General features: G+C 69.2%; 15 protein-coding genes. 2 read left to right on the top strand and 13 right to left on the bottom strand.

Features of this window, described 5'->3' with window-relative positions:
• Window positions 1-267: 267 nt before the first annotated feature.
• Complete coding sequence (locus GA0115234_RS00510; RefSeq protein WP_256088504.1) at window positions 268-912, top strand: ScbR family autoregulator-binding transcription factor; 645 nt, start codon at window positions 268-270, stop codon at window positions 910-912.
• 19 nt (window positions 913-931) lie between these two features.
• Here the strand turns inward: GA0115234_RS00510 and GA0115234_RS00505 are convergent, their stop codons facing one another.
• From GA0115234_RS00505 to GA0115234_RS00485, 5 genes are all read right to left on the bottom strand, one after another.
• Window positions 932-1501, bottom strand: a complete 570-nt coding sequence (locus GA0115234_RS00505; RefSeq protein ID WP_093538825.1) for a CGNR zinc finger domain-containing protein — start codon at window positions 1499-1501, stop codon at window positions 932-934.
• Between the two features lie 28 nt (window positions 1502-1529).
• Window positions 1530-3185 carry an ABC-F family ATP-binding cassette domain-containing protein gene (locus GA0115234_RS00500; protein WP_093538824.1) on the bottom strand — a complete coding sequence of 552 codons (1656 nt, stop codon included), beginning with the start codon at window positions 3183-3185 and terminating at the stop codon, window positions 1530-1532.
• An 82-nt stretch (window positions 3186-3267) separates the two neighbouring features.
• A complete protein-coding gene (locus tag GA0115234_RS00495; protein ID WP_093538823.1) occupies window positions 3268-4902 on the bottom strand; it encodes an ABC-F family ATP-binding cassette domain-containing protein in 1635 nt (544 codons plus the stop codon).
• Between the two features lie 250 nt (window positions 4903-5152).
• Window positions 5153-5428, bottom strand: a complete 276-nt coding sequence (locus tag GA0115234_RS00490; RefSeq protein ID WP_202553235.1) for a hypothetical protein — start codon at window positions 5426-5428, stop codon at window positions 5153-5155.
• 140 nt (window positions 5429-5568) lie between these two features.
• Entirely contained in the window at window positions 5569-6612 is a 1044-nt protein-coding gene (locus GA0115234_RS00485) for an alpha/beta fold hydrolase (RefSeq protein WP_093538822.1), read from the bottom strand.
• Between the two features lie 221 nt (window positions 6613-6833).
• Between GA0115234_RS00485 and pip the strand changes: the two genes are divergently transcribed.
• A complete protein-coding gene (gene pip, locus GA0115234_RS00480) occupies window positions 6834-7793 on the top strand; it encodes a prolyl aminopeptidase (RefSeq protein ID WP_093538821.1) in 960 nt (319 codons plus the stop codon).
• A 149-nt stretch (window positions 7794-7942) separates the two neighbouring features.
• Here the strand turns inward: pip and GA0115234_RS00475 are convergent, their stop codons facing one another.
• The 8 genes from GA0115234_RS00475 to GA0115234_RS00440 all read right to left on the bottom strand — a co-directional run bounded on the left by GA0115234_RS00475 (window position 7943) and on the right by GA0115234_RS00440 (window position 26282).
• Window positions 7943-9376 carry a hypothetical protein gene (locus GA0115234_RS00475; protein ID WP_093538820.1) on the bottom strand — a complete coding sequence of 478 codons (1434 nt, stop codon included), beginning with the start codon at window positions 9374-9376 and terminating at the stop codon, window positions 7943-7945.
• Window positions 9373-10032, bottom strand: a complete 660-nt coding sequence (locus GA0115234_RS00470; protein ID WP_093538819.1) for a type VII secretion system-associated protein — start codon at window positions 10030-10032, stop codon at window positions 9373-9375. Before GA0115234_RS00470 ends, GA0115234_RS00475 begins: the two co-directional genes overlap by 4 nt.
• A 65-nt stretch (window positions 10033-10097) precedes the next feature.
• The gene (locus GA0115234_RS00465; protein ID WP_093538818.1) at window positions 10098-21737 is read right to left on the bottom strand and encodes a hypothetical protein; all 11640 of its coding nucleotides are present in this window, start codon (window positions 21735-21737) and stop codon (window positions 10098-10100) included.
• 19 nt (window positions 21738-21756) lie between these two features.
• Window positions 21757-22101, bottom strand: coding sequence for a hypothetical protein (locus GA0115234_RS00460; protein ID WP_093538817.1), 345 nt, complete (start codon window positions 22099-22101; stop codon window positions 21757-21759).
• Between the two features lie 7 nt (window positions 22102-22108).
• Window positions 22109-22522 (bottom strand): YbaB/EbfC family nucleoid-associated protein, encoded by a 414-nt coding sequence (locus GA0115234_RS00455; RefSeq protein ID WP_093538860.1) that lies wholly within the window; start codon window positions 22520-22522, stop codon window positions 22109-22111.
• A gap of 89 nt (window positions 22523-22611) precedes the next feature.
• Window positions 22612-25329, bottom strand: a complete 2718-nt coding sequence (locus tag GA0115234_RS00450; protein ID WP_093538816.1) for an AAWKG family protein — start codon at window positions 25327-25329, stop codon at window positions 22612-22614.
• A 175-nt stretch (window positions 25330-25504) separates the two neighbouring features.
• Window positions 25505-25945, bottom strand: coding sequence for a type VII secretion system-associated protein (locus tag GA0115234_RS00445; protein ID WP_093538815.1), 441 nt, complete (start codon window positions 25943-25945; stop codon window positions 25505-25507).
• A gap of 13 nt (window positions 25946-25958) precedes the next feature.
• Complete coding sequence (locus GA0115234_RS00440; protein ID WP_093538814.1) at window positions 25959-26282, bottom strand: WXG100 family type VII secretion target; 324 nt, start codon at window positions 26280-26282, stop codon at window positions 25959-25961.
• Between the last annotated feature and the right edge of the window lie 12 nt (window positions 26283-26294).

Genomic DNA, 26294 nt, shown 5'->3' with positions numbered 1-26294 from the left:
GGGTTCATTCCGCTCTGTCTGTTCCTGGAAATGAGCCCGGTTCGGCGTGTTCTGGTGCCGAGCCGGCGTCCGATTCTGGTCCGACATGGTCCGAGAGTGACACAAGTTGTCCTTGGGTGGGTGACTCGCGGTGTGCTCGCTGCGTTCTGGCGGGTGGACCGGAAAACAATGCCGTTCGGCGAAGGGGTCGGAGACCGCCTTAGAAACCGCACGTACGGTTTGTTATAGTCACCGTCTGTCCTTCGATAATCACGGCAACCCCTGGCAGTGACGGAGCAGTTGATGGTCAAGCAGGAGCGTGCGGCGCGTACGCGTGAAACCCTGATCCGGTCCGCGGCCGAGATCTTCGACCGGGACGGTTTCTCGACGGCCTCGCTCACCGCGATCAGTTCGCGGGCGGGGGTGAGCAACGGGGCGCTGCACTTTCACTTCTCCACCAAGGCCGTCCTGGTGGACGTCGTCGAGGAGACGGCGCTGACCAGGCTGCTGGCCGTGACGAACGGCGCCCCGCCGCTCGGGACGAGCCGTGTCCAACTCCTCGTCGACGTCACCCATGCGCTCGCCGACGCGCTGCACGACGACGTGGTGCTGCGGGTCGGCTTCGCGCTGGGTGGCGAGACGTCCCGCCCGCCCCGGACGGACCTGCGGCAGCGCTGGCGGTGCTGGGTCGAGGAGACGCTGCGGCAGGCCGAGGCCGAGGGCGAACTGCGCCGGGGTACGGCGGTCCAGGACGCGGCGACCGCCGTGGTGGCCGCGACCGTGGGTTTCGAGGTGCTCGGGGTCCGGGACCCGACGTGGCTCGCGGCCTCGACGGTCACTCGGTTCTGGCGGCTGCTGCTGCCGACGCTCGTGGCGGCGCGCCTCACCATGGTCGAGGCCGGGGGGACCCGGCAGCCGTCTCCGGCGGCATGACGGAGCCCCGGCCCCGCTCCTACTGAGCGGCGGCGGCCGCGGGGTGCCCGCTCTTCTTGCGTGCGCGGTAGGCGGCCGCCTTGATCTTGTTGCCGCAGGACTCCATGCCGCACCATTGCCGCCGCATGCCCCGGGAGCGGTCGATGTAGACGCGGGTGCACTCGGGGTTGCCGCACTCCTTGAGCAGGGGTACGTCCGGCCCGCTCAGCAGCTCGACCGCCTGGCGCGCCACGGTGGACAGGGCTTCGTCCGGCGTCGCCCGCGTCCAGCGCCCCGACCTGGTGAGCTGGGGTGCCGCGGGCGGCCTGCGCGCCGCGCCGTTCAGCACCTCCAGCGCCTCGTCGGCGTACTCCTCACCGAGCCGACGGGCCGTGACCAGTCGGTAGATGGCCTCCCGTACGGCCTTCGCGCGGTCGACGTCGGCCTGGTCGCCGGGGAAGACCGCGTCGACGATGCCGGATTCCAGGTACCACGCCCGCAGCCGCTCCGGCGTCACGAACATGTCGAACCGCACCGAGCGACGTGCCCGGAGCGTCGCGGCGAAGTCGAGCGCCGGGTTGCCGCATACGAAGACATGGTCCAGATTCACATCACCATTCTGGCAGGTGACTATCGGGTCAGCAAGGTTCGCCCGTGTGCCCCCGGCTCAAGTGCAGCCGGATCTCGCGGCCCTGCCAGCGTCTGCGCAGCCAGCGGTCGTGGCTGGCCAGGACGATCGCGCCGGGCCCGGTGCCCAGCGCCGCCTCCAGTTCGTCGCACAGCCGTGGGGAGAGGTGGTTCGTGGGCTCGTCGAGCAGCAGCAGTTCGGGCGGACGCGCCACCAGGAGCGCCAGCGCGAGCCGACGGCGCTGACCGACCGACAGCCGGCCGACCGGCTTGTCCAGATCCGCCTCGTGCAGGAGACCCAGCGAGCCCAGCGGGACCGCCTCCGCCCGTTCGGCGCCGAGCGCGTGCGCGTAGGTCTCCCGCCCGGTCCGGTCGGGCCGGGCGAACACGGTGTCCTGGGCGAGCAGGCCCACCGTCAGCCCCGGCCGCCGCCGTACGTCGCCCTCGGCCGCGAGCCGCCCGGCGAGCACGGACAGCAGTGTCGACTTGCCCGCGCCATTGCCTCCGGTGACGAGGAGACGCTCGGTCACCGGCACGTCCAGGTGCGCGACGGTCAGCCGGCCCGGCACCCGTACCTCGCGCAGCGAGACGAGCGCGTCCTTCGCCGGCTCTCCGCCGGGCGCGGTGACGGCGAGCGCGGTGCCGTGGAAACGCAGCGGCTGCGGCGGCCGGCCGACCCGGCTGCGCTCCAGCCCGTCCAGCCTGCGGGTGGCGTTGCGCACCCGCCGGGAGATCTGGCTCTGCACCCGGCCGCCCCGGTGGCCGTACCCCATCTTCTCGTTGTCCCGCGGCCCCCGGTCGGGCGCCACGCGGTGCGCGGTCACACCGGCCGATCGACGCAGTGCCGCCAGCTCCTCCTGCTCCTCGGCGTACCGCCGTTCCCAGCGTTCCCGCTCGGCACGCTTCTCGGCCAGGTAGGCGCTGTAGTCGCCGCCGTAGCGGACCGGACCGTCCACGGCCGGGTCGAGATCGATCAGATCCGTGCACACGGCGTCGAGAAAGGCCCGGTCGTGGCTGGCCATCACGACGGCCCCGGGCAGGCCGCGCACCTGCTCCTCCAGGAAGGCGGCGGCGCTGTCGTCGAGGTGGTTGGTCGGCTCGTCCAGCAGCAGGGCCGAGGGGCGCCGGACCAGCAGGGCGGCCAGCGCCAGGCGACCGCGCTGCCCGCCGGAGAGGGAGCCGAGCTCCCGGTCGTGCCGGAACGCGCCGAGGCCGAGCCCGTCGAGGACGATCGCGGCACGCCGGTCCGCGTCCCAGACCTCCCGCTCCTGGGCCTCTTCGAGCCGTCGGCCGTATGTGTCGAGCAGCTCGGCGTAACCGGGGGAGTCCTGCGGGAAGTGGGCGAGCCGCTCGGTGAGGCGTTCGAGCTCGGCCAGGTCGTCGCGGGCCTCGCGCAGCGCCTCGTCCAGCACGTCGGCGATCGTCGACGCGCCGTCGAACGGCAGCTCCTGGTGCAGGAAGCCCAGATCGGCCGGGCGCGTGACGGTCCCGGCATCGGGTTGGTCCACTCCGGCGAGCAGCCGCAGCAGCGTCGACTTGCCGACGCCGTTCTCCCCGATCAGCCCGATGCGGTGGCCGGGGGAGGCGGTGAGGGAGACGCCGTCGAGGATCCGCTCGGTCCCCAGGGTGCGGACGACGTCGTGGGCGAGCAGGGCGGGTCGAGACATGGTGGTCCACCTGATGTGATCGGTGTGCGGCCCGCCGGGTGGTGACCACCTCGGGCGCGGGCCCGGTCGGCACATCGGCGGCTCACACCTCCGGCGCCCCCGTCTCCGTCAGCCCGCCGTCGGCCAGCCGCAGCCACCGGTCCACGCCGATCCGGGCGAGAAAACGCTCGTCGTGGCTGACCACCACGAATGCTCCCCGGTACGAGCCCAGCGCGCTCTCCAGCTGGCCCGTGCCGACCAGGTCGAGGTTGTTCGTCGGCTCGTCCAGGAGCAGCAGCTGCGGAGCCGGTTCGGCGCACAGCACACAGGCCAGGGTGGCGCGCAGCCGCTCGCCGCCGGACAGCACCCCGACGGGGAGATGGGCCCGGGGGCCCCGGAAGAGGAAGCGGGCGAGCAGGTTCATCCGCTCCGCCTCCGGCCGGTGCGGCGCGAACGCGGTGAGGTTCTCGGCGACGGTACGGTCCGTGTCCAGCAGGTCCAGCCGTTGCGAGAGGTAGGCGATCCGGCCGTCGGCCCGCTTGATCTGCCCGCCGTCCAGGCCGAGTCCGCCGTTGAGCAGCCGCAGGAGTGTGGTCTTGCCGGAACCGTTGGGGCCGGTCAGCGCGATGCGTTCGGGGCCCCGGACGGTGAGGTCGACGCCGGGTTCGGCGAACAGGGCCCGGCCGCCGTGGCGGACCTGTAGGCGTTCGCCGAGAACGAGTGTGCGCCCGGCGGGCACATCGGTGTCGGGCAGGTCCAGGGTGAGGCGCTGATCGTCGCGCAGGGCGCGCCCCGCCTCGTCCAGCCGGGCCCTGGCCTCGCCGACGCGGGAGGCGTGCAGCTGCCCCGACCGGCCCGCGGACTCCTGGGCGCCCCGCTTCATGTTCCCGGCGAAGATGCGCGGCAGGCCCGCGCTCTTGAGGTTGCGGGCGGCATTGCTCGCGCGGCGCTCGGCGCGTTCGCGGGCCTGCTGCATCTCCCGCTTCTCCCGCTTCAACTCCTGCTCGGCGTTGCGGATGTTCTTCTCGGCGACCTCTTGTTCGGCCTGCACGGCCTCTTCGTACGCGGTGAAGTTGCCTCCGTGGAAACGCAGTTCGCCGCGTTCGAGTTCGGCGATGCGCTCCATGCGGTCGAGCAGCGCCCGGTCGTGGCTGACCAGCAGGAGGCAGCCGCCGAAGTCCTCCAGTACGTCGTAGAGCTTGTGCCGGGCGTCGAGGTCGAGGTTGTTGGTGGGTTCGTCGAGGAGCAGTACGTCGGGCCGCTTCAGCAGCTGGGCCGCCAGGCCGAGCGAGACGATCTGGCCGCCGCTGAGCGTGCTCAGGCTCCGGTCGAGGGTGAGGTCGACGAGGCCGAGCCGGTCCAGCTGGGCCCGGGTGCGTTCCTCGATGTCCCAGTCGTCCCCGATGGCCGTGAAGTGCTCCTCGCTCACGTCGCCGGACTCCACGGCGTCCAGGGCCCGGACCACCGCGTCGATGCCCAGGACCTCGGCCACCGTGAGATCACCGGTCAGGGGGAGGTCCTGCGGGAGATGGCCGAGGGTGCCGCTCACGGACACGGACCCGGTGCCGGGCCGCAGCTCGCCGGCGATCAGCTTGAGCAGGGTGCTCTTGCCGGAGCCGTTGGGCGCGACCAGGCCCGTCCGGCCGCCGCCCAGGGCGAAGGACAGATTCTCGAAGACCGGGGTGTCGTCGGGCCAGGCGAAGGACAGCTGGGAACAGATGACGGAGGCGTCGGACATGGGGAGACCTCGAATGCGATACGGGCAGGCAGAGACTGGTGCCCGGGACATGGAAGAAGGGGACGACTGAACGGCCACGACGGCGATGCTCCTGGGCATCGGCCGGTGGCCTGACAGGTCGGGGTCTCACCCCGAGATGTCGTCGTCACCCACCATGTCTGGTCTCCTCGAACGCGGGATCGGCTCGCTGAACGCCGGATCGGCACGCTGCGCGATCGGTGTTCTCGCGAGCCTAACAGCCCCCGGGATCCTACAGACCGAGGTCGGCGGCCAGGCAGGAGTAGGACATCCACGAGCCCTCCGGGTCGTAGGTGTCCCTTGCGGGCTCCCGCGGCGAGGCGGGCTTCAGCTCGACCATGTCCCGGTAGGGGACGCGCTCGGGCAGCTTCCCGAACCGCTCGTGCCGGGCCGCCGCGGCGCTGTCCGTGGTGTTCTCGCTGCTCGCCGCGTTCGCGGTGCTCACGCTGTTCGCCGTGTGCTCGGCGCCCACTGCGTCTGCGGTGTTCCTGGTGCCCGTGGTGTTCACGGTCGACCTCCGCTCGATCGGTCATCGCTTGCGGATCGCGCCGGAGCGCTGGGCTGCTATGAGCGTCACACCCTTGGCATCACCTGTCAAGCCGGTGACGTTGCTTGTGCGGCGTCGGGCGGGACGCGTCGTGCGTTCCGTCAGAGGCGGTCGGCGTCGACGACGGCTCGGGCGAAGGCGGTGGGCGCCTCCTGCGGCAGGTTGTGGCCGATGTCCTTCAGGGTGCGGTGGACGTAGGCGCCCGCGAACCTGTCGCGGTACGACGATCCGTCGCCCGGCGCGGTGAAGGGGTCGCGCTCGGCGTCGAGGGTGATGGTGGGCACCTCGATGACCGGCCGTGCGGCGAGCAGCCGCTCGTAACGGTCGTAACGCCGCTCGCCGTCGGCGAGGCTCAGCCGCCAGCGGTAGTTGTGGATCACGATGTCGGCGTAGTCGGGGTTCGTGAAGGAGGCGGCCGTGCGCTCGAAGGTGGCGTCGTCGAAGTCCCAGGTCGGGGAGACGGTGTCCCAGACCAGCCTGTTCAGGTCGTGCCGCTTGGCCGGGTCCTCCATGGCCCGTCGGCCCCGCTCCGTGGTGAAGTAGTACTGGTACCACCAGGCGTGCTCGGCCGCGGGCGACAGCGGTTCCAGGTTGGCCGCGAGGTTCGTGACGAGGTAACCGCCCACCGACACCAGGGCCTTGCAGCGCTCCGGCCAGAGCGCCGCGATGATGTCGGCGGTTCGCGCGCCCCAGTCGAATCCGGCGAGTACCGCCCTTTCGATCTTGAGGGCATCCATCAGGGCGATGATGTCGAGGGCGACCGCCGACTGCTGGGCGTTGCGGAAGGTGCGGGCCGAGCGGAAGCGCGTCGTGCCGTGGCCGCGGAGGTGGGGGACGATCACGCGGTAGCCCTGGGCCGCCAGCAGCGGAGCGACGTCGACGAAGCTGTGGATGTCGTAGGGCCAGCCGTGCAGACAGATGACCACGGGGCCGTGGGCGGGGCCCGCCTCTGCGTAACCGACGTCCAACAGGCCGGCCCTGACCTGCTCCAGGGAGGCGACGGGCGTGTGTGCGGCCGGTGTCCCGGTCCTGCTTCGCGCGGGGGCGGCGGACGCGGTCGAGGGGGCCGCCAGGCCCGTCAGGGAGGCGGCGGCCGTGCCGGTGCCCAGGCCCAGTGCCTTGTTGAACGTACGCCTGTTGACCATGTGAAGCCCTCCGTGTGTGTCGATGTGCGCGGCGGTGCGCGGATCGATGTACGGGTCGGTGGACAGAGCGATGTATGGGTCGATGTACGGACTGATGGACGGGTCCGACTGCGCACGACTGTCCCATGCGATGCGTCACCGGTCAAACAGGTGACGTCAGTGATTCATGCATATAGTGTCCGGCTCGTGCCTTTGGCGAACTCGATGGAGGAGAACCGGACATGACGGCCCCGTACCCGCCGATCGACCCCTACGACCACGGCATGCTCGATACCGGCGACGGAAACCTCATCTACTGGGAGACCTGCGGAAACCCCGAAGGCAAGCCCGCTCTCGTCGTCCACGGCGGCCCCGGTTCGGGCTGCTCGACGGGCCCGCGCAAGTCCTTCGACCCGGAGCGCTACCGGATCATCCTCTTCGACCAGCGCGGCTGCGGCCGGAGCACACCCCACGCCGCCGACCCCACCACCGACATGGCGCTCAACACCACCGAGCATCTGATCGCCGACATGGAGCTGCTGCGCGAACACCTCGGCGTCGACCGGTGGTTGCTGTTCGGCGGCTCCTGGGGCTCCACACTCAGCCTCGCCTACGCCGAGCGGCACCCGGAGCGGGTGTCGGAGATCGTGCTCGCCTCGGTCACCAGCACCCGTCGCCACGAGATCGACTGGCTCTACCGGGGCTCGGGCCGGTTCTTCCCGGAGGCGTGGCAGCGGTTCCGGGACGGTGTTCCCGAGGCGGACCGGGACGGCGACCTCCTCGCGGCGTACGCGCGCCTCATGGAACACCCAGACCCGGATGTACGGTCCAAGGCCGCGACCGACTGGTGTGCCTGGGAGGACGCGGTCCTCTCAGCCGAGCCGAACGGCGTGCCCCACCCGTACGGCGGCAGGCCGCCCCGGGCCATGCTGGCGCTGGTACGGATCTGCTCGCACTACTTCTCCCACGCGGCCTGGCTGGAGGAGGGGCAGCTGATCCGTGACGCGGGACGCCTGGCGGGCATCCCCGGTGTCCTGATCCACGGCCGCCTCGACATCAGCGGACCGCTCGACACGGCCTGGGAACTCGCCCATGCCTGGCCCGGCGCGGAACTCGTGGTCATCGAGGACGCGGGACACAAGGGGAGCGCCGCCATGAGCGAGGCGGTGTACGCGGCGTTCGACCGCTTCGCGGAGCGGTAGGCCCCCGGGGCCCTGCCCGCAGCTCGACCGCCGCCGGGTACCCGCCGGTGATGACCTGCCCGTCGAGTGGGACGACGTACCGCCTCATGGGGGCCACCGGAACAGGGAACAGCCGGCCCCGGTCGGGGCCGGCTGCTATCGGCGGCGCGTCAGGAGCGGCAGGTCACCTTCATCTGGGCGGCGGCGTGGTGCGCCTTCTCCCACCCCTTGGACCAGTCGTCGCCCCGGTCGAGCAGCTTGACCCCGATCGTGGAGCCCTTCATGGGGAAGGTGCCCGCGTCGACCCACTGACCGCGGTGGGCGGTCTGGTTGAGCGTGAAGCTGCTGTACATGGACGAGGCGTCGTTGGCGTTCACCAGCACGTGGTACTTCGTGGGGTGGCCGCCCACGTACTGCACGGAGCCGTTGTTCGGGACGTATACGGAGATCTGGCAGGTACGGGCCCGGCTACCGGGCTTCCACCACCACTTGACGCGGTTCTGCATGTCGGTCGTGGTGCTGCCGGACATCGGGATGGAGGCGTAGCTCCCGTTGCAGCCGTTGCCCGTCCAGCCGCCGGACGACGGGGTGTACCAGCCGGCGCTGCCGTCGGTGAAGAAGTGGTCCTGCTGGTAGCCGCCGCCCGCCGGGGTGGGGCAGCCGCGACCGGCCACGCCCGTGTAGACCACGTTCGACTGCGGGGTGGTCTTCGCGGGGGTGCCGCCCCCGGTTCCGGTCGATGTGCTGCCGGTTCCGGTCTTGGTGGTGGTGTTCTTCCGGTTGGTGGTCGTGTTCCCGGTCGTGGTCTTCTTGCCGTCGGTGGACTTCTGATCCGGGTCGTCGTTGGTCCCGGTGTCGCCGCCTCCTCCGGTGCTGCCGCCCGCGGTGCCCCCGCCCTCGTTGAGTGGCTGGGACCCGTCGGGGCCGTCGGCCGAGGGGCCGCCGCCCTTGCCGTCCTCGCCGCGGGGCGGCTGCTTGCCGGAGCCCGTACGGGGCGAGGGGGCGGCGGACGCGAACACGCCGGGCATGTCGCCCTTGCCGGAGCCGAGCACCGTGCCGGGGGCCTCGCCGTTGCCGGCGTTGCGCCGGCCGTCGTCGCCGCCGCCGGTGTGGACCAGGAACGGGACGGTCACCAGCAGCACGCCCGCGATGGCCGCACCCGCGAGGAGCGCCTTGTTCGGGCGGCCCACCTTCTCGGGGGCGTCGGCCGTGGTGGTCGCCGTGCCCGTGGCTATGGAGGCGGCTTCCTCTTCGGCGGTGGCGGTGGCGGTGGTTGTTGCGGTGGCGCCCTCGCCTTCGGCGGTGGCGGGGGTGGTCGCGGCTTCGCCCTCGGCCTTGGCCTCGGCCGTCGCCGGGGAACTCGGTCCCTGGCCCTCTGCTTCTGCCGCCTGCTTCTCGTTCTTCTTCTCGGCGGACTCCTCCGAAGGCGTGGACGGCTTGGCCTCGCCCGTCGTGCCGCCGACCTTCGTGGAAGCGGTGGAAGCGGTGGAAGCGGCGGGGGTGGCGGGAGCGGTCCGGGTCGAGGTCCCGCCGGTGGCCTCCGCGGTGGCGTGGACCTCCGACTCGGAGGTGGCCTCTGTCTCTTCGTTCTTGGACGTGGTCATGGAGTCCTCTGGATGACGGAACTGGTGGGGACGGTGAGGCGTGAACCGGTGGAACTGGTCGCCAGGGTGGAACCGGTGGGACGGAGCACGTCGATCACCTGACGTGCGTTCAGCGAGATACGTGCGGGGCCTGCCGGATTGACCGACAGACGGTCTTCGTCGGGCGCGAGGCCCCGTACCAGGTCGGCGACGGAGACCCGGTCGTGCGCCAGCGCGCCCTCGAACGGCTGGTGGGGTACGGCGGTGAAGACCGGCACCGCGGGCGCGCCGTCCGCCCCGATGACGCTCAACGGGCCGCCGTCCGGCCCCCGGAGCACCATGACCTCTGCCCCGGCCAACGCCTCCACGGCATCGTCCAGGGATCCGTATCCGGTGACGGCCAACTGTACGGCGGCGTCGACGGGATCGGTGGGTTCGGGCCAGCCCAGTGCGAGTGGGGACGGCCTGTAGTCGTCGTTGGCCTGCCACTCCACGACATCGCCGTCGAGCCCGGAACGCCATTCCCCGGCCACGGCCCAGGGCGGAGGCGGGGCGGCGTCGGTCCACGCGGGGTCGACGACACCGATCCAGTGGTCCGGCGCCTCGCGCGCGGCCTCCCGAATGTGGTCGGGCACGGGGGGCAGCGTCCGGTCGCCCGCCTCGTCGGTGTTCTGCATCTCTGTCCCTGTGCCTCGGTTCGTGTCCGTCATGGCGTCGTGTCGGACGTCCACGTCGCGGGTTCCTAGTCCTCGTGTCTGAGGATTGCTGCGTACCGTTCGTTCCTGCGCAGGTACGTCACCGCATCCTGAGACGCGTACTGGTTGCGCGCCAGTACCCGCAGTATCTGATCGTCGGTCAGGCCCAATTCGCCCAGGGTCGCGGATCTCCCGAGCAGCGCCAGTTCTGCCATCGCGCCGTCGATCCCAGTGACCTGGCTCAGCTGTGCACTGTGCACTCGGAAGTTACGCACGCCGTGAGTATCGAGGACCCAGCCCAGGAACTCGGGTGAGGTGGGGAGGGGAACCGACGGGTTGTTGTGGCCCGCAGGCGGGGGAGGAGCCGGGGCCATGGGCTGGTCGGGCTCGTTCGGCTCGTCGGGCCCATCCGGCACCTCTGGCTGCTCCTGCTCCCGCTCCTGCTCCTGCTCCTGCTCCTGGTTTTCTTCCTGTTCCTGTTCCCGTGTCTGTTCTTGCTCTTCTTCCCACCTTTGTTCTCGTGCTTGGTTGCGTGCTTGTTTTTGTTTTTGTTTCCGTGCTTCTGCTCGTTTGTGTTTGCGTGCTTGTTTCTGTGCGTGCTCCTGGTTTTGTTCCTTTTCTCTTTCCTGTTCTTGTTTCCTTCTCCGCTTCTCCGCCTTCTTTTGCTTCTCGTTCTGCTTCCGTGCTTGCTCTCGCGCCTGTTCCCGCTTCTGCTTCTCCTGCTTCTGCGCCCGCTTGCGCTCGGTGTCGTTGTGCTGGCCGTCGCGCGTGGAGGAGCTCGACTCCGGCTCGTCTCTGTCGCTCCGGTCGTCTTCCTCCAGGATCGTTTCCTGGTCCTGGTCTTGTTCCCGGTCCTGTTCCCGGTCCTGGTTCAGGTCCTGTGTCTGCTCCGCTTCTGCTTCCTGCTCCTGGTTTTCTTCCTGCTCGTGTTCCCGTGTCTGTTCTTGCTCTTCTTCCCACCTTTGTTCTCGTGCTTGGTTGCGTGCTTGTTTTTGTTTTTGTTTCCGTGCTTCTGCTCGTTTGTGTTTGCGTGCTTGTTTCTGTGCGTGCTCCTGGTTTTGTTCCTTTTCTCTTTCCTGTTCTTGTTTCCTTCTCCGCTTCTCCGCCTTTTCTTGCTCTTCCTTCTGCTTCCGTGCTTGCTCTCGCGCCTGTTCCCGCTCCTGCTTTTCCTTCTGTGCCCGCTTGCGTTCCGCTTCCTGTTCGGCTTCGCGCTTGCGCCTTGCCTCTCGTTCGGCTTGGCGTTCGGCTTCGCGCTTGCGTATGGCTTCGCGTTCGGCTTGGCGTTCCGCTTCTCGTTCGGCTTGGCGTTCGGCTTCGCGCTTGCGTATGGCTTCGCGTTCGGCTTCGCGTTCCGCTTCGCGCCTGTGCCTCGCCTCTCGTTCCGCTTCGCGGTCCTGATCCTGGTTCTGGTTTTGGTCCTGCTCCTGGACCTGGACCTGGTCCTGCACCTGGGGCCTGGGCGCCAATGCCGCCTGGTAGTGGCGGTCCTTGAGGTACAGCACTACGTGGCCGGTGGACGGAGTGGTGGACGGCGGGGCGAATTCCTGGAACGTGCCGTCGTCCCGGACCACGGTCACCGTGACGTCGAAGGTCCTGGCGGCGAGCGCGGGCAGCAGGTCCGCGGCTCCGTGGTCCCAGCCGGTGTCGTTGGGCGAGTCGCCGGCGCGCCGTAGTTGGGTGAGCGCCAGGGCTCTGCGCTCGTTGGTCCTCAGCTCGCCGTACAAGGGCAAGGTGCGGGCGGCATCCGCGAACTCGCGGGCCTCGGGGGAGCCTTCGGCGTACGTGGGGCCGCCGTCGGCCAGTTCCTGAGGGGTGAACGTGTCGAGGAGATCCGGCGTCGTGAAGTCCAGCAGGTCGCCCGAGTCGTCCGTCAGGGTCCCCGTCATCCGGTCGAGCAGGGTGGTGAGGGGCGTATCGGTGTCGGCCGGGTCACCGGTCGGGCCCGGCAATGGGGTGCCCGTGTGCCGGAGGCCCGCCGTCAGCGCGTGGAAGAAGGCGTCGCCGTCCTCGGGCACGTCCCGCAGTGTGTAGGTGTCACCGGACGGGGAGACGATCGTCTTCGGGTCACCGGCGGTGTCCGTCCCCGTGGCCGGGGTGAACGCCGTGCCCGTGTACTTGGGAACAACCGCCTTCGCCTTGGCGGGGGCCGTGAAGGTCACCGGGGGCGGCGGGGGGCCGTCGGGGCGGGGGCTCTGGTGGTACCAGCGGGTGAGCCGGTCCGCCGCCGCACGTACCCGGCGGAACTCCCGCATCGCATCATGAGCACTGGTCCTCTTCGTTTCGAGCTCATCCAGCTGGCTGAGATCGGGCGCATTGGTTCCCACCGATTCGGTGAGGCTGCGCCTGAGCTTCCAGTACGCCTTGTCCGCGTCCACCCACGCCTTGCTCGCCGCCGCCACCGCGGTCCAGGCACCGGTCACCTCGGTCGGGAAGGTCGTGTCGTCGATCAGCCCCAGCTCGCGGGCCACGTCCTCCCGTACCCAGGTCAGGACATTGGTCTGGTACTCAACCGCTTGGGACGTGCTTCCGGGCCCGAACATGCCCGCGACCTTGCCCCGGGCGATCGTCGCCTCGCCGAGCCAGTCCGTGGGGATCGAGAACAGGATCGCCCGGCCGGTCTTGGGCTTGATGTTCTTCTGGGTTCCGTCGGCCGAGGTGGCCTTGAGGGTCTCCGTCTCGCCGGTGTTCCCCCCGCTGCCCGCCGGAGAGGGGGCGATGGAGCCCACCGACGGTGCGGCCGTGCCGATGGTGGCATTGATGGTCGTGCTCTGCGCGCCGGTCTCCGCGCTCGTGGTGTCCGCGCTCGTGGTCTGCCGCTCGGGGCTCTCCATCGTGGCCTCCGCGGCCACGCTCAGCAGTACCGCTTCCCCCAGCCGGGGCTTGGAGAACAACCGGTAGCTGCCCTGGGTGTCCATGACGAGGGCGTCATCGTGCAGCGCGGCGGCCAGATAGCCGCTGTCCGTCGCGGTGTTGGCGAAGAAGGCCGCCGTCTGTGTGCTCGACAGCCCGTCGGAGAGAGCCTGCCCCGAGGCCCCGCCCTGGGGTGCGGGACCACTCTTCCGGGCTGCTGCCACGACCTGCGTCAACGCCTGGCCGGTGAGGCGGGTGTTATTGGCGGAACGCGGCAGGTGCGGGAGCTTGGCGTTGTAGGCCTTGGCCATGGCGAGCTGGGCGGCGTTCAGCGCCGTATCGGCCTGGGTGATCCGACGCGGCATGAATCCGTTGGCCGGCATGGTGAACGCCTGGGGCACGCCCTGTTGCCGCCACGCGGTGATCTCCGCGTCCGTGAGCTGTCCGGGACGCCGGACCGTGACCGTGGGGGGCGGGCTCACACGCTGCGCCGGACTGACAACGGTATTCCGCTGGGGCCGTGTTTCCTGGATCTCCTGGATCTCGGAAATCTGCTGCGAGGCCGATGCGGAGGCCTGGTTCTCGGCCGGGGCGTCATCGATGTCCGGCACGGCCAGGCTCAGCGGCAGCTGCTCCCGCAGGGTGCCGACCGAGGAGTTCCCCGATGAGAGCTCCGTTCCGTCGGAGTTCACCAGGACCATGCGGAGCTCGTACTGGACGAGGAAGTCGGCGTGGGGCTCGTTGGGGTAGAACGTGTAGTTCTTCAGGCGGGCCGTCGACGTGGTGGCGGCTCTCTGCTGGGTGGCGGAGATGGACTCGGAGAGTGCCGGGCCCGCGTTGGGAACCTTCGGGTTCCCGGTCCGTAGCGCTTCGGTGATCGAGAAACCCGCCGCCCGCGAACGGGCCTTGCTGATGGCCACGTCGACGGTCTCGGTCATGCCGAGGGTCTCCTGGAACGTGACGCTGTGGTCGATCCCGTCGAATTCCGTTTCCGTCTGGATGAGTTCGATGCGCACCGTGGCCCGCTGCGAGCCGATGTGCACCTCGCCGAGGCTGCTCCAGGCGGTGCGGGTCACCGCGGTGACGCCACCCCCGGTGGCGGACATCTGCTGCCGCAGGGCGAGCAGCGCACGCGGCGTCACCATGTCGAGGATGTGGTCCCGTCCGGCGTCGTCCACCCCCCTCGACTTGAGGAGCTTGGCGAAGTCCTGCGCTGCCTTGGCGGAGTCCAGGGAGTTGACCGGGAACGAACCGAACGGCGTGTCCCTCAGCCAGGGCGCCGGGGACCAGGAGTCCTCCTGGTAGCGAGGCGCCGGGGGAAGCGTGGCGCCGACCAGGCCGATTCGGTGCGCGGTCTTCTCCGGCACATGGCCGAGCCAGCCGCCCGGCAGGGACAGCTGGAATCCCGCGAAGTGCGACTGCAGCGCCGGCAGCACGACGCGCAACGGACCGGCCAGCCCGTTGGCACGGGTCGAGAACCCGACCTCATGCTTGATATCGGCGCTGACCAGGTACTTCGGGCTCTCGTCGTCCCGGTCGTTGTCCACCGCCACCGTGTTCGTCACCGTCGCCGTCCGGCCGTCGCTCCACGTCCCGTTCAGGACCAGGCCGTACGTGCCGACGGGGGAGGGCCGGCCGTCGTGGCTGCGCGCGTAGGCGAACCCGAGGTTCAGCTTGGCCACCGTGACCGAGGTCGTCGCGTGGTTGACCTGGGTCTCGGCACCGAGCGTCTGCTCCGTCTCCACCGAGACGGGCTTCGACTGCACGAGCGCGTTCTGCAAGCTGACCCGGTGGGTGAGCCGGCCCATCCGGTTGACGTACGGGCCGGCGCCGAACAACTCGACCATGCGCATGCCGGAGTTGCTGATCGACTGGTCCAGGAACGAGGCGATGACCTGCGGCTGGAACTGGCGCATCACCGCGTCGTGCGGCGTGGACCCGTACAGAGTGAACTGCCAGGCGTCGCCGGAGCCCTGCTGGAGGGTCGTCTGGACCCGCTGGGTCAGTTCGGAGCTGCCGGCGACGCCGATGACCTGGTGCGGCAGGTTCCCGAACGGATGCTGCGACTTCGGAGGCGTCGTGAGCTCCATGCCGTCCGCGGGCCCGTCCGTGGCGCGGCCCTTGCCCTTGGTGTCCGAGGTCGTCGGCTCCGGTGAGCCGTCCAGCAGGGCCTGAACCTCCCGGGTGGTCAGTGGCGATACGGCGAGGGCGGTGGTCGACGGCTTCGGCGGGCTCGTCGGGATGTGCTCGTCGGGCACGTTGAGCAGGATCCGCCCGGTCATCGCCGGCCGGGTCGCCGCGCCGCCGATCAGATCGACCTCCGTGTTGCGCCCGACGGAATATCCCGTGCCGAGCACACCGAGGACCCGCAGCGGCTGGCGGAAGCGCCAGAACCCGCCGCTGGTGACGCTCACGTCCAGCTGGTAACTGAACACATGGGACGGCCCCGACGTGGCGTGCAGGGGCTCGTAGGCGACCGTGGCGCCGGAACCGGTCTTGCGGTTCTTCTGCCAGGCGTACCGGCCCGCAGGGGAGATCACGCCGCTGTTGAGCGGCTGCCCGAAGGCGTCGGCGGCGTTCTGACGTGCCGAGACTCCGACGTCGATGCCGAACTCCCTGGTGTGGGACACCGTGCCCGAACTGTCCAGCCGCTGATTCGCGTGCGTACTGCTCCGCAGGATCAGTTCGTTGCGGGTGCCCTCGTAGCGGCGTCCGGTCAGGGCGCCCTTGACCAGGATCGTCCGGTACTTCCGCTTGGTGCCCGTGGTGTCGACGAGCCGGATGCGTACGCCGTCGGAGACGAACGATTCCAGCTGTCCCGCCATGCTGTGATGGCTGAGGGCGTCCATGAGGGTGATCGTGTTCAGCAGAGCCGCGCTGAAGTGGTTGTTGCCCCGCCACCCCTTCGTCTTGTCCGTGGGCCCCGTGAAGTCCGCGAGGGGGGCGACGATGCCGGGGTGCCGCTCGGCGACGGCCGCGATCACGTTGTCCGTCAGTTCCGTGAGGAACGCATTGGCGGGCGGGGACGTGGGCGGCGGGGTGGTGGGCGGGGTCGTGGACGAACCGGCCGCATTGTCGGTGGTGTTCGGGGATGTACTCGGGGGCGCGCTGGGGCCGTCGCCGGGGAGGAATGCCTCCACCCGGGCCATGCCGAGCAGGGTCGGATGGTTCTCGGGCAGGTAGACCGGAGCCGTCGGTTCGCCCGGCTGCGTGGTCGCGGGCGCGGTGACGGCGTTGCTGGCGTTCGCGGCAGCGGTGACCTCGTTGCTCCCCCCGGCCGCGGGAGAACTCTCGGGAGCGGGGTGTGTGGTTCGGGAGGTTGGCGCGGTTCGGGTACGCAGCGTCGATCCGTCGTCCCAGCCGGCCAGGCGGCGTGCCTCCGCACGGGTCATCCGGTCGACCGCCCAGATGGTGTGCGGGGTGGCATGTTCTTGTCCGGTTTTGCGGACGTGGACCGTCTTCTGCACCAGATAGAGCTCGGTGCGGACCTTCTTGGCACGCCCCACCGTCTTGCGACTGCCCGCGCCGCCGAAGCCGGTGGTCCGGGTGGAGCGGTTGCCGCCCTGGGCGAAGAAGGCCGCCTGTACGCGTGGCTGTGCCGCGCTCGTCGCGTATTGGGCGAAGGAGAAGCTGGGACCCACGGTGATCTGGACGTCCTGGCTGTATGCCGTCGACGTACTCCGGTCGTTCTTGATGACCCGCTGAATGGCGTCCCGCATCTCCACCGCGCTCGTCCCCGAGATACGGGTGGCCCTTCCGGGCACGACCTTGTCCACGACCAGCAGACCGGCGGGTGTGCCGGATTCCGTGAACAGGGGCTGACTGGTGACCGGCCCGTGCGCCATCCGGTCCGCGAGCCGGATGAAGTTCTCCGAGCTGAGGAACCGGGTGATCTCGGCGTGCATCGTCGAGCCGACCACCGCTCCGGTCTCGCCGACCGCCCACGCGTGGATGTCCGACACCGGCCCGACTCCCTCGGTGTGCACCATGCGGTAGTCGCTGTGCTCGCCGAGCGCCATCACTTCCGGTGCGTGCTCCGCCGTGGGAATGACGGTCAGGTTGTCCGGGAGGCGGAGCAGCAGGCCGTCCTTCACACCGAACGTGAGCGGCGCGGGCTGCCCCGCCTCCTGGTGGGTGTCCGGCATGCCGAGCCGCCTGGCGATCCGGTTCACGGCGGTGGGCTTCTTGGGCGCCGGGTCCGTCAGCTCGACCGTGTACATCACATCGCCCAGGTAGAGATGTGATTCGTCGCCGTGACGACTCTCCACCTGGCTCAGGGTCTGGTCCTGGAGGTTGAAGTCGACGGACTTCGTGAAGCCCAGGGTGAGGCCCACGCGTCCGAACGGCTTGATGGGACCGCTGGGCGGCCCCAGAGGAACCGAGAGGCCGAACTGCCGTGCGGAGCTGACCGTCTGGGACTTTCCGGAGGTGATCTGGGAGCGATGGATCTGGTCCACCTTCACCGGGTCGAGCGTGATCGGATCGCCGGTCGCGTTGGTGAGCATCGACCAGGGAGCCTGCGGCCGTTGGGAGACCCGCAGTTGGCGGATGCGTCCCGAGGTGTCCTTGAACGGGGCCGAGACCCAGCCGTCCCCGTGGAACACATGGGGTGACGTCCTGAGTGCCTGTTCCAGTTCGGCGAGGGGGTTGTTCTCGGCACGGGCGGCGTTCCGGGCGGGAACGGGCAACGCCGACGAGTCGATGTGCGCCAGTATGTTCTCGACGCCGCGTTGGGTCACTTCGCTCTGACCGTAGGTGAAGGCCGAATCGCCGTTCTCGCCGTCTCCTGTGATGTACGCGGGCAGTCGCAGGTCGCCGGGGAACTGCTGGATCGCGCCCGCAGCCGGAGCCGGCGTCATGGCGGTGTCGACGGTGGCCGGGCGCTGGGTGTCGAGCTGCGCCGCCACGAGCTGGACCACCGCTTCGGTCTCCACGGCGTCCGTGGTGTTCGTGGCGTCTGTGGTGTTCGTAGTGTTCGTGGTGTTCGTAGTGTTCGCGGTGTTTGTAGTGTTCGCGGTGTTCGTGATGCCTGCGGTGGATGTCGATGGCTGTGCCTGGGACGACTCGCCCGCTTCCTGCGTGACGTCTCGGGAGGGGGACCGGGCGTCGTCCTGATGCGCACCGGCATCCGGCCCGACCCCGCTCCCGCCGGACGCTGTGCCTACCCGGCTGAACAGATCCGCGTACCGCTCCAGGCCGGGCCGGTCGGTCCCCGACAGCTCATCGGTGATCCGGCGCAGCAGATCGGGCGTCATCCGTCCGTCGCGGTACGGTGCCCAGACGGAGTCGTCCCCGCCGAAGCGCTCGTTGTCCAGTGAACCGAGTGCGGCCAGCAGATCGTGGTGGCCGGGGGACTGCTCGATCTGTGGGCCGAAGGTGCCGCGCAGAGTGCGGACGAGTTGGAGCGTACGTGTGGTGGCCCACGGCCCCGGGGTGTCCTCGGAGACCGGGGAGCCGGTGGCGGTCGAGGAGCCTGCGGTGTCCGGAGTGCCCTCGGTGTCCGCCGGGGGGTGCAGACCCGCCGCGCGTGCGAGCACGGTGAGCTCGGCCCCGGACGGCTCGGGGGCGTACGACACCCACTGGCCGGGATTCTCCGCACTGTCACGGAAGAGCACCGGGCGTATCTGCTGCGCGGAGTCGATCGCCGTACCCGCGGTCGTGGTGGGTGCGTACACCGTCCGGCCCGTCAGGTTGGCCACGTGCTGGGCGACGGAGAGTCCGCCGTGCGTGGGCGCGGCGCCGGTGGCGCAGGCGTACAGCACGATGGGGCGGTCCTTCGGACCGAGGTCGGCGGAGTGTTCCAGATAGCGGCCGAGCTCCCGGCCGCTGATCACGATCTCGGTGCCGTCGTTCTTCGTCAGCTTCACCCGGGTGGGGGTGCCGTGTGCCGCGAAGAAGGACACCTTCTGGTCGTGCCAGGGCAGTTGGCGAGGCTTGCGGTAGAGGGACTGTTCGCTGTGGTGGTGGTCCTGGTACGTCGGTGAGGTGACGACCGTGCTGAAACGCTGGCCCCGCTGCGACCAGTCGGACGGGCTGTACGAGGCGAGGAACGACGAGTCGGACGAGTTGTCCGTGATCGTGTGCCGGACGATGTCGTCCGAGTCGGTCGTGGGGTCGTCGGTCGAGCGGGCGGATCTGAGAACGAGCCGGGGAGGCGTCCCGGAGGAACCGGCGGCGACGGGCGGATGCGCGTTCGTGATCGGTGCGTCGTTCTGGGCCGTCTCGGTTTCGGCGTCGTTGACCGGTTCCGGCCTCGGTTCCGGCGTTCGCTCCTGCTCCTTCTTCTTCGGTTCCGGTTCCGTCTCCGGCTTGCGTACGGGGCCGGTGGCCGACGTGAACGCGGGTGCCGGCTCTACTTCGGGGGCGAGGTCCGATGCGGGTACGGGCGTGGGTTCCCGGCTCTCGGTCCTCGTTCGACCGTCGTCGGTGGGGAGCGTCGAACGGCTGGAGGTCGGCGGGCGGTTCGCCGGGTCGGGGCGGCTGGACACGGCAACGGGGGGTGTCGTCGGTCGGCGGTCGACCGGGGCGTGGGACTCGTAGGATTCCTCGACGGTCTCCAGATCGGTGACCTCGGTGACGGAATCGGCGTCCGGCCTGCTGTACCGGTAGCGACGTGAGGTGTCCCGGGCGGAGGGGCCGAGTACGACCGCCTGGTCGGCCCCCATGAAGTTCAGGAACCGGGTCGCCGCGTCACCGTCGTGGTCGAGCCGGTCGCCCGCCGCGACCAGGACGAGCCCTTGAGCCCCCGACTCGCCGGATGCCCGGCGGTCGGCCGTCGGGATGTCGGGGTCGAACGTCCGCGATTCCCAGGTGACACGCGCGCTGAGCTCGTCGCTCAGCAGTGGCTCAAGCTTCTTCCGGACGTCGGCGGGGACGATCGCGGTGATGGGTCCCTTGTAGCCCAGTCCATCGAGAGACCCCATCAGCAGCGTGGCGGCGGCCTGATGGTCGATGTCGGCCGCGCCGTCGACGAAGATCGTGACGCCGCCCTTGTTGTCGGTCAGCTGCTTCGACAGCTCTCGGCGGAGGGCGGTCTCCTGCGGCGGCGGGGTGGCTCCCGGGCGGTGGTTCGCCATGTCGGTGGGGGGAGTGGCCTGCGGTGTGGCGGGGGATTCCGGGGCGGACGGCAACTGCCCGGTGTCGGAGGAGCCGTCCTCCGTGAGCAATCCAGTGCTGGGTTCGGTGTCGTCGTCGGGGCTGCGCGAGTCGTTCGACCCGTTCGACCCGTTCGACCCGTTCGACTCGCCCGTTTCGTCGGCCTTCGTCTCCGCAGTCGTGTCCGTGTTCGTGTCCGCGCCCGTGTCTGTGTCCGTCTGCGGGGGCGTGGCCTCGGAATCCTGCTGCGTCTGCTGCGTCTGCGGTGTCCGCTCGTCCCGCGAGGGTGCGGCGTCGTCGTTCTGCTGCTGGTCACCGCGTGAGGTGTCGTGGGTGTCGCCGCTGGGAGCCGTGTGGACCTGGTCGTCCTTGCTGGAGGTGTTGACGGACTCCTTGGTGGGCGGCCCGTCGGAGTCCGACGGGTTCGTCGAACCCGAGGGCGGCGTCTTGGACGTCGGCCCCGTGTGCCCGTTCTCCCCCGGCTGGTCGGTCTGCTCGTTCTGCCCGGTCTCCTCCGTATGTCCCGGCTGGTCGGTCGATTCCGTCCGGCCCGGGGCATCGGTGTCGTTCGTCGGGTTGCTGCCCTTCCTGCTTCCCGAGCCTCCGCCGGCGCCCGTTCCCGACCCGCTTCCGGTGCCTGCTCCCGGACTCGTCGCGGTCGTGTTCCCGGTGCTCGTCCCCGTACCGGAGTCCGTCCCGCCCCCGGAGTCCGACCCCGTGCCGTTCCCGTCGTTCCGGCTCGACGTCGGTATGTTCTTGAAGTTGTTCTGCACCCAGTTTCCGGGCTTGGCCGCGCCGCTGCTGAGCACCGACTCGGCCTTGCCGCTGATTCCGGAACCGAGGAAGGTGTCCCAGCTCGTCGACCACTTCCCCGTCATGAGGCCACCGGCCACGATCTCCGCGACGGCTTCCGAACCACCCGAGACCAGGAAGTCCTTCGTGTCCTTCACCCCGGTCTTGACCAGGTTCTTCACGGAGAACTTCGGCGGAGGAACCTTGCCGGTCACGTCCTTGGTGAGGTTCTTGGTCGGATTCGGGCCCTTGAAGTTCTTCAGGAACTTGCCCATGCCGGACGAGAACACGCCGTGGAACAGGCCCGCGAACGCGCCGAAGACACCGTCCTGGGCGATGGCCTTCCAGTCGAACCCCTTCGGCCGGCGCCCGTCGGGCCCCGCCGCCATCATGGCGAGGCGGACCGCGAAGTTCATGAACGCCTCTTCGAACGCCTCGCTCAGGCTCGGCATCAGATGCGTACGCTTCAGCAGCGTGTCCAGGGCGGTGAGCACCACCACCCGGCTGCGGCCCTTCGCCACCGCGGCGTCGCTCGCCGTGGTCCCCGCGGTGAAGAACGACATGACGAAGATGACCAGCAGCTCGATCATCAGCCGGATCAGCTCGGCGATGATCTGCCACTTGGACTCGGTGATGTTCATCGACGTCTCGGTGCGCCCGTCACCGATGGTCTTCAGCTGGTCGGAGAACTCCCGGAGATGGTTGGTACCCCCGTTGTCGATGAAGAGCCTCATCGACTGCAGGTAGTTCGCGCCCACCTGCGGCGGCAGCGACCTGCTGATCCCGACGACCGACCCCTCGATCTCACTGGACAGGTCCGTGAGGCGACCGGAGAGCCGGTGGTACGGCCTGCGGCTGGCGTACGCCAGATCCTCGTCCGCCTGCAACAGTCGTTCACCGATGAGGACGAACAGCAGGTTGTTCAGCTCGGGCGTCGCCTTGATGGACATGGGGCCGTGCTCTCTGCCGTCAGCGCTTGCCGCTGTTGTTGGTTCTGATCCGGTGATCCTGGATGGAGTCCAGGATGTTGCTCTGGTTGGAGAGGATCGAGGTCAGGTTGACCGACGTTCCGTGGGAGATCCCGCTCACCGCTTCGGACAGCGCGATCGAGGTGTCGGTGCAGCTCTCCCGCTCCTTCTGCTCCTGGGGGATGACCTCCAGGGCGAAGCTGTCGTCCTGGCCCGGCCAGTCGCGCGTCGCACGGACGTCGGCGACGAAGTCGTCCACCATCGACCCGAACGACGAGCTGATCGAGAACATCTGGCGCAGTCCGGCCTGGATACGGGCCGGCTCGGCGAAATACTCGTCGCTCATGGGGTGTTCAGCGCTCCTCGTCCTCGTCTATCTCGTCACGCAGGCGGTGCCCCGAGCCCTGCCGGGCCAGGTCGTCCGGATCCTGGAGTACCTCCGGGCCGAAGATCTTCGCCCAGTCGACGTCCACGCCGGTGAGTTCGGGCACGGCGGTGCTCGGCCGGGTGAACGGCTCGAAGGTCTGCATCACATGCCGGGCCATCTCCATGCGCGCACGCCCGAACGCCTCCAGCACGGACCCGGACAGCTCACCGGGCGACATGGTCCGGTACTTCTCCGCCAGGAACCGCAGGGCGGTCAGCTCGCCCTGGGGACCCACGGTGACCTCCACCGACCGGTCGGCCGACCGGATGGTGCGGGTGGCCTGCCGCAGTTCGGCCTCGGCCTTCGCCACGCCCTTCTCGGTGGCCTCCAGCTCCGCCATCGCCGTGGCGAGCCGGGCCTCCACGGACCGGGCGTACGGCGATGTCTCGCCGCGCCCCGAATTCTCCGACGACTCGTTCACCGCGCCGCTCACCGTCCGACCACCGTGGGTGTGCCGCCCTCTTCCGCGCCCCACACGTCCTCGTCCTCGGCCACCCAGTGCACCCGGTCGCGCTCACCGCTGCTGCCGGTCGCCTGCCCGCCCTGGGTGGCGCCCGCGACGCCGCCGGCTGCGGCTGTGGAGCTGGTGGCAGTGCGGGTCCTGCGGGCGCTGCGCTCCTCCTCGGCACCGCGTCGGCCACTGGTACGGGACGATCCGCCCCGGGCGCCGGTGCCGTTCTCCGCCAGGACGTTGCGGACGCGTTCGCCCGACGAACCGCCGGCCTGCCCGCCACCCCCCATGCCGCCGCCCATCCCGCCCATGCCCATCCCGCCCATGCCCATCCCGCCCATGCCCATGCCACCCATGCCCATGCCGCCCATGCTGCCCGCGGGGTTGAGCGGGGTGGAGCCGTCCTGGTCGGATCCCGTGCCCGTGCCCGGCCCCGTGCCCAGCTCGGTGGTGGGAGGCGGGGCTGCCGCGGTGCCGGGCGGTGCCCCGAGCGTTCCGCCCGGGTGGAAGGTGTTGTCGTACTCCTCGTAGTCGCTTCCGCCGGACCGGTGCCGACCGCCACCGGAGGACGAGGAGTTGTTCAGCGAGTGGGAGTTCCCGCCGAGGGAATTGAGATCGTGATGGAGATCCCGGTTGAGGTCGCGCAGGCTCCTGTCGAGATCGCGATTCAGATCCCGGGTCAGATCATGATTCAGGTTGTGGTTGAGGTCCTGGTGGGTCGGCGGCGGGGTGAAGTGGGTCTTGGGGTTGGGGGGCCACTGGAATTCGTTCTTGGGGTTGAGATCGCTGACCGTCTCCTTGCCGTTCTTGTCGATGTTGGTGACCTTGCCGGTCTCCGGATCGACGATCTGCTTGCTGCCGTCCTTGTGCGTGGTGGTGAGCGTGCCGTCCTTGTTCAGCTTGGTGACACTGCCGTCCGGGTTGGTCACGCTCTGGCCCGGGTTGAGGTCGTGGACCGTGGGCTTGCCGTCCTTCGGAGTGACGGTGTACTTCCCGGTCTTCGGGTCGTACGTCGCCCTGTCACCGTTGGGGAACGTCATGACCGGGTTGCGGTCCTTGTTGAGCTGGACGGTGGTGCCGTCGGGCGCGGTGACCGAAGGGTTGGGGGTGTTGGGTCCGGGGAACAGCGGGTTCAACGGGCCCGTATGCGTCGTGTCGCCGTTGCCCGGAGTCTTGTCCCCGTTGCCGGGATTGAGGTCGTTGACCAGGTCCTTGCCGGTCTTGTCGTCGAGACCGGGGCCCCCACCGGGGTTGAGGTCCGTCGTCCGGGGATTGTTGAGCAGGTCCTTCAGTCCGTCCGGCCCGCCACCGAAGTCGTTGAGGGACTTGCTGACGTTGTTCCCCATGTCATTGATGCCCTTGTTGAGGTCATCCAGGGCCGAGTTGAGATCCCTGTTGTTCTTGTCCGTCTCCTCCTTGGCCTTGTCGGTCTTCTCCTTGGTGTAGAACTCCGTCAGCGACCCGGTGTTCTTGGTGGTGAGCGGCGTCTGGAACGGTGTGGTGGCGTCGATCCAGGCATTGTTGAGGTCGGACAGCACCTTCTGCGCCGTGCCGTTCAGGCCGAGCTGGAGCCCCTCGATGTCCGGGTGCGGCGTATCGATGAACTCGTTCCACTGCCGTACGGCCTCCTCGCCCACCTTGGCCCAGTTCTGGATGTCGGTGAGGTCGCCGTAGCCCGGGTGGGCTTCCTGGAAACCCTCCTTGGTGGAGTACGTCGTGGTGGAGTTGGGGTTGACGGCGTTGCCCTGGATGGTCGTCGACGTGATGAACGGGATGTTGTGCTCCGTCAACCAGGTCAGGATGTCGTTCAGGACCTTGATCAGGAAGTAGTGCGGGTCGTGCTCGTTGCGCCCCATCCACGCGTTCCACGCCGTCTGCAGGGACGTCCCCTGGGTCAGCAGCGTCTGCTGTGCGGCCATCAGCTGTTTGGAGTGATTGGACTTCGGAGTGAACGCGGGGTCCCCGACGGCGTCGAACGTGCCGCCCGCGCCCAGCTGCTGCTTGTAGTTGTCGTAGTTTCCATTGAGCTGATGGACCAGCTGCCAGAAGATTCCCGCCGCCTGGCCCTTCCAGGAGGACTGCTCGCTTCCCAGCGACTTCTCCCACCCCGCGAGGACCTCCGTCTGGTCCACGAAGAACTGGGCGGCCCGGTCGAAGGCCTGGGCGGTGTGCTGGAAGGAATTGAGATCCACCACATTGGCGTCCGGGACCGAGGCGCCGTTGAAGGAGGCCCCCTGCGTGGTCTTCGCGCCTATCAGAGCAGCCAGGGCCGCCCCCGGCCCTCCCATGTACTGGCCCAGGGGGCCGATGTCGAAGTCGTCGCCGTACGCACCCTTGTACTTGCCGCCGGACAGGGACTCATTGGCCTCCAGCCCCCGGCTGCGCCCGTTCTCCGACATGAAGGAGCCGATGAAGACCAGCCGGGCGTGGTACATCGACACCCGGCCGTCCTTGTTGCTGTAGAAGTACAGGTCGTAGTCCTGGCCCGAACTCTTCAGCGACCCCTGCTTCGCCGCGTCCACCACCGACTGGACACCGATCTTGTCCAGGCTCATCCGGAAGAGCGGGCTCTTCTCCTTGCTGCTCAGGCCGGTGAACAGGCCCTTCCGGCTGGGCATCGGATAGCCGGTGAGCTTGGTGACGGCCTGCCCCCAGTAGTCGTCGGCGTCGTAGTTCTGTGAAGTCGGGGTCGACATGCGGAACGCTCCGGGGGCGAGGAAGAGGTGCGGGGCGGGGCGGACGGAGAGGAGTCTGTACGGAGACGGGTCGGCCCGGACCGCCGGGGGCGGTCCGGGCAGATCGCCGGAGAGGGACCGCCCCCCGTGGGGGGCGGCCGGGGCCAGAGGCTGCCGGAGTTCGCCCGACTGCCTCTCAGGTGGTCGTGGTGGTCGGGCTCAGGTCCTTGTCCACGTCCGAGAAGATGTCGAGCAGCGCGGCACCGTCGATCGATTCGAGGCTCTTGCCCTGGGTGCTGAGCAGTTTCTCGATGGTCGTCAGCAGGTCGCTCTTGATGTGCTTGAAGAGCGTCTGCTGACTCTCGAAGATCGCGTCGACCGAACCCGCCGCCGTCTTGACCGCCTTCACCAGGGACTGGCCGTGCACACTGTCGTCCGTCCCCAGCAGTCCGATGGCCAGCGCCGGGTCCTGCTGGAGCGTGGTGGGCGAGGTGCGCCCGTCGAGGATGCTCTTGAGCGCCTTGAGGCCGTTGGGGTCGTCCAGGCGGATCTTGTCCAGCGCCGTCTGGAATTCCGTGACGTCGTTCTCGGCGAACGACTTGAGGCTCTTGCCGTCGAGGTGGGTCAGATCGGCCATCGGGTGCCCTCGCTCAGCGGCCGATGGCGATCTCGGACCACATCTGTGACAGCGAGTTCTCGCTGTACTTGTAGTTGCCCGAGATGTCGTTCAGCAGGGCCGCGTGCGAGTTGAGCAGCGTCTCCATGTTCTTCACCGCCTGGTCCCAGGCGGCCTGCTTCTGACGGTAGGTGTCGGCGTCGGAGCCGTACCACGTCTTGCGCAGCTCGGCGAGCTCCGCCTCCAGGGACGAGAGGGTCCGGGCGATCGCCTGGGTCTGGCGGACCATGTCGTCGCCGGCGTTGTTCATGTGGCCGTAATCGACCAGGATGTAACCGTCTGTCAGGTTGTCGGGCATCGGGAGACCTCG

The organism is Streptomyces sp. DvalAA-43 (genome assembly GCF_900091725.1).
Classification (GTDB): Bacteria; Actinomycetota; Actinomycetes; order Streptomycetales; family Streptomycetaceae; genus Streptomyces; species Streptomyces pulveraceus.
This window is presented reverse-complemented; position numbering and strand designations above follow the sequence as displayed.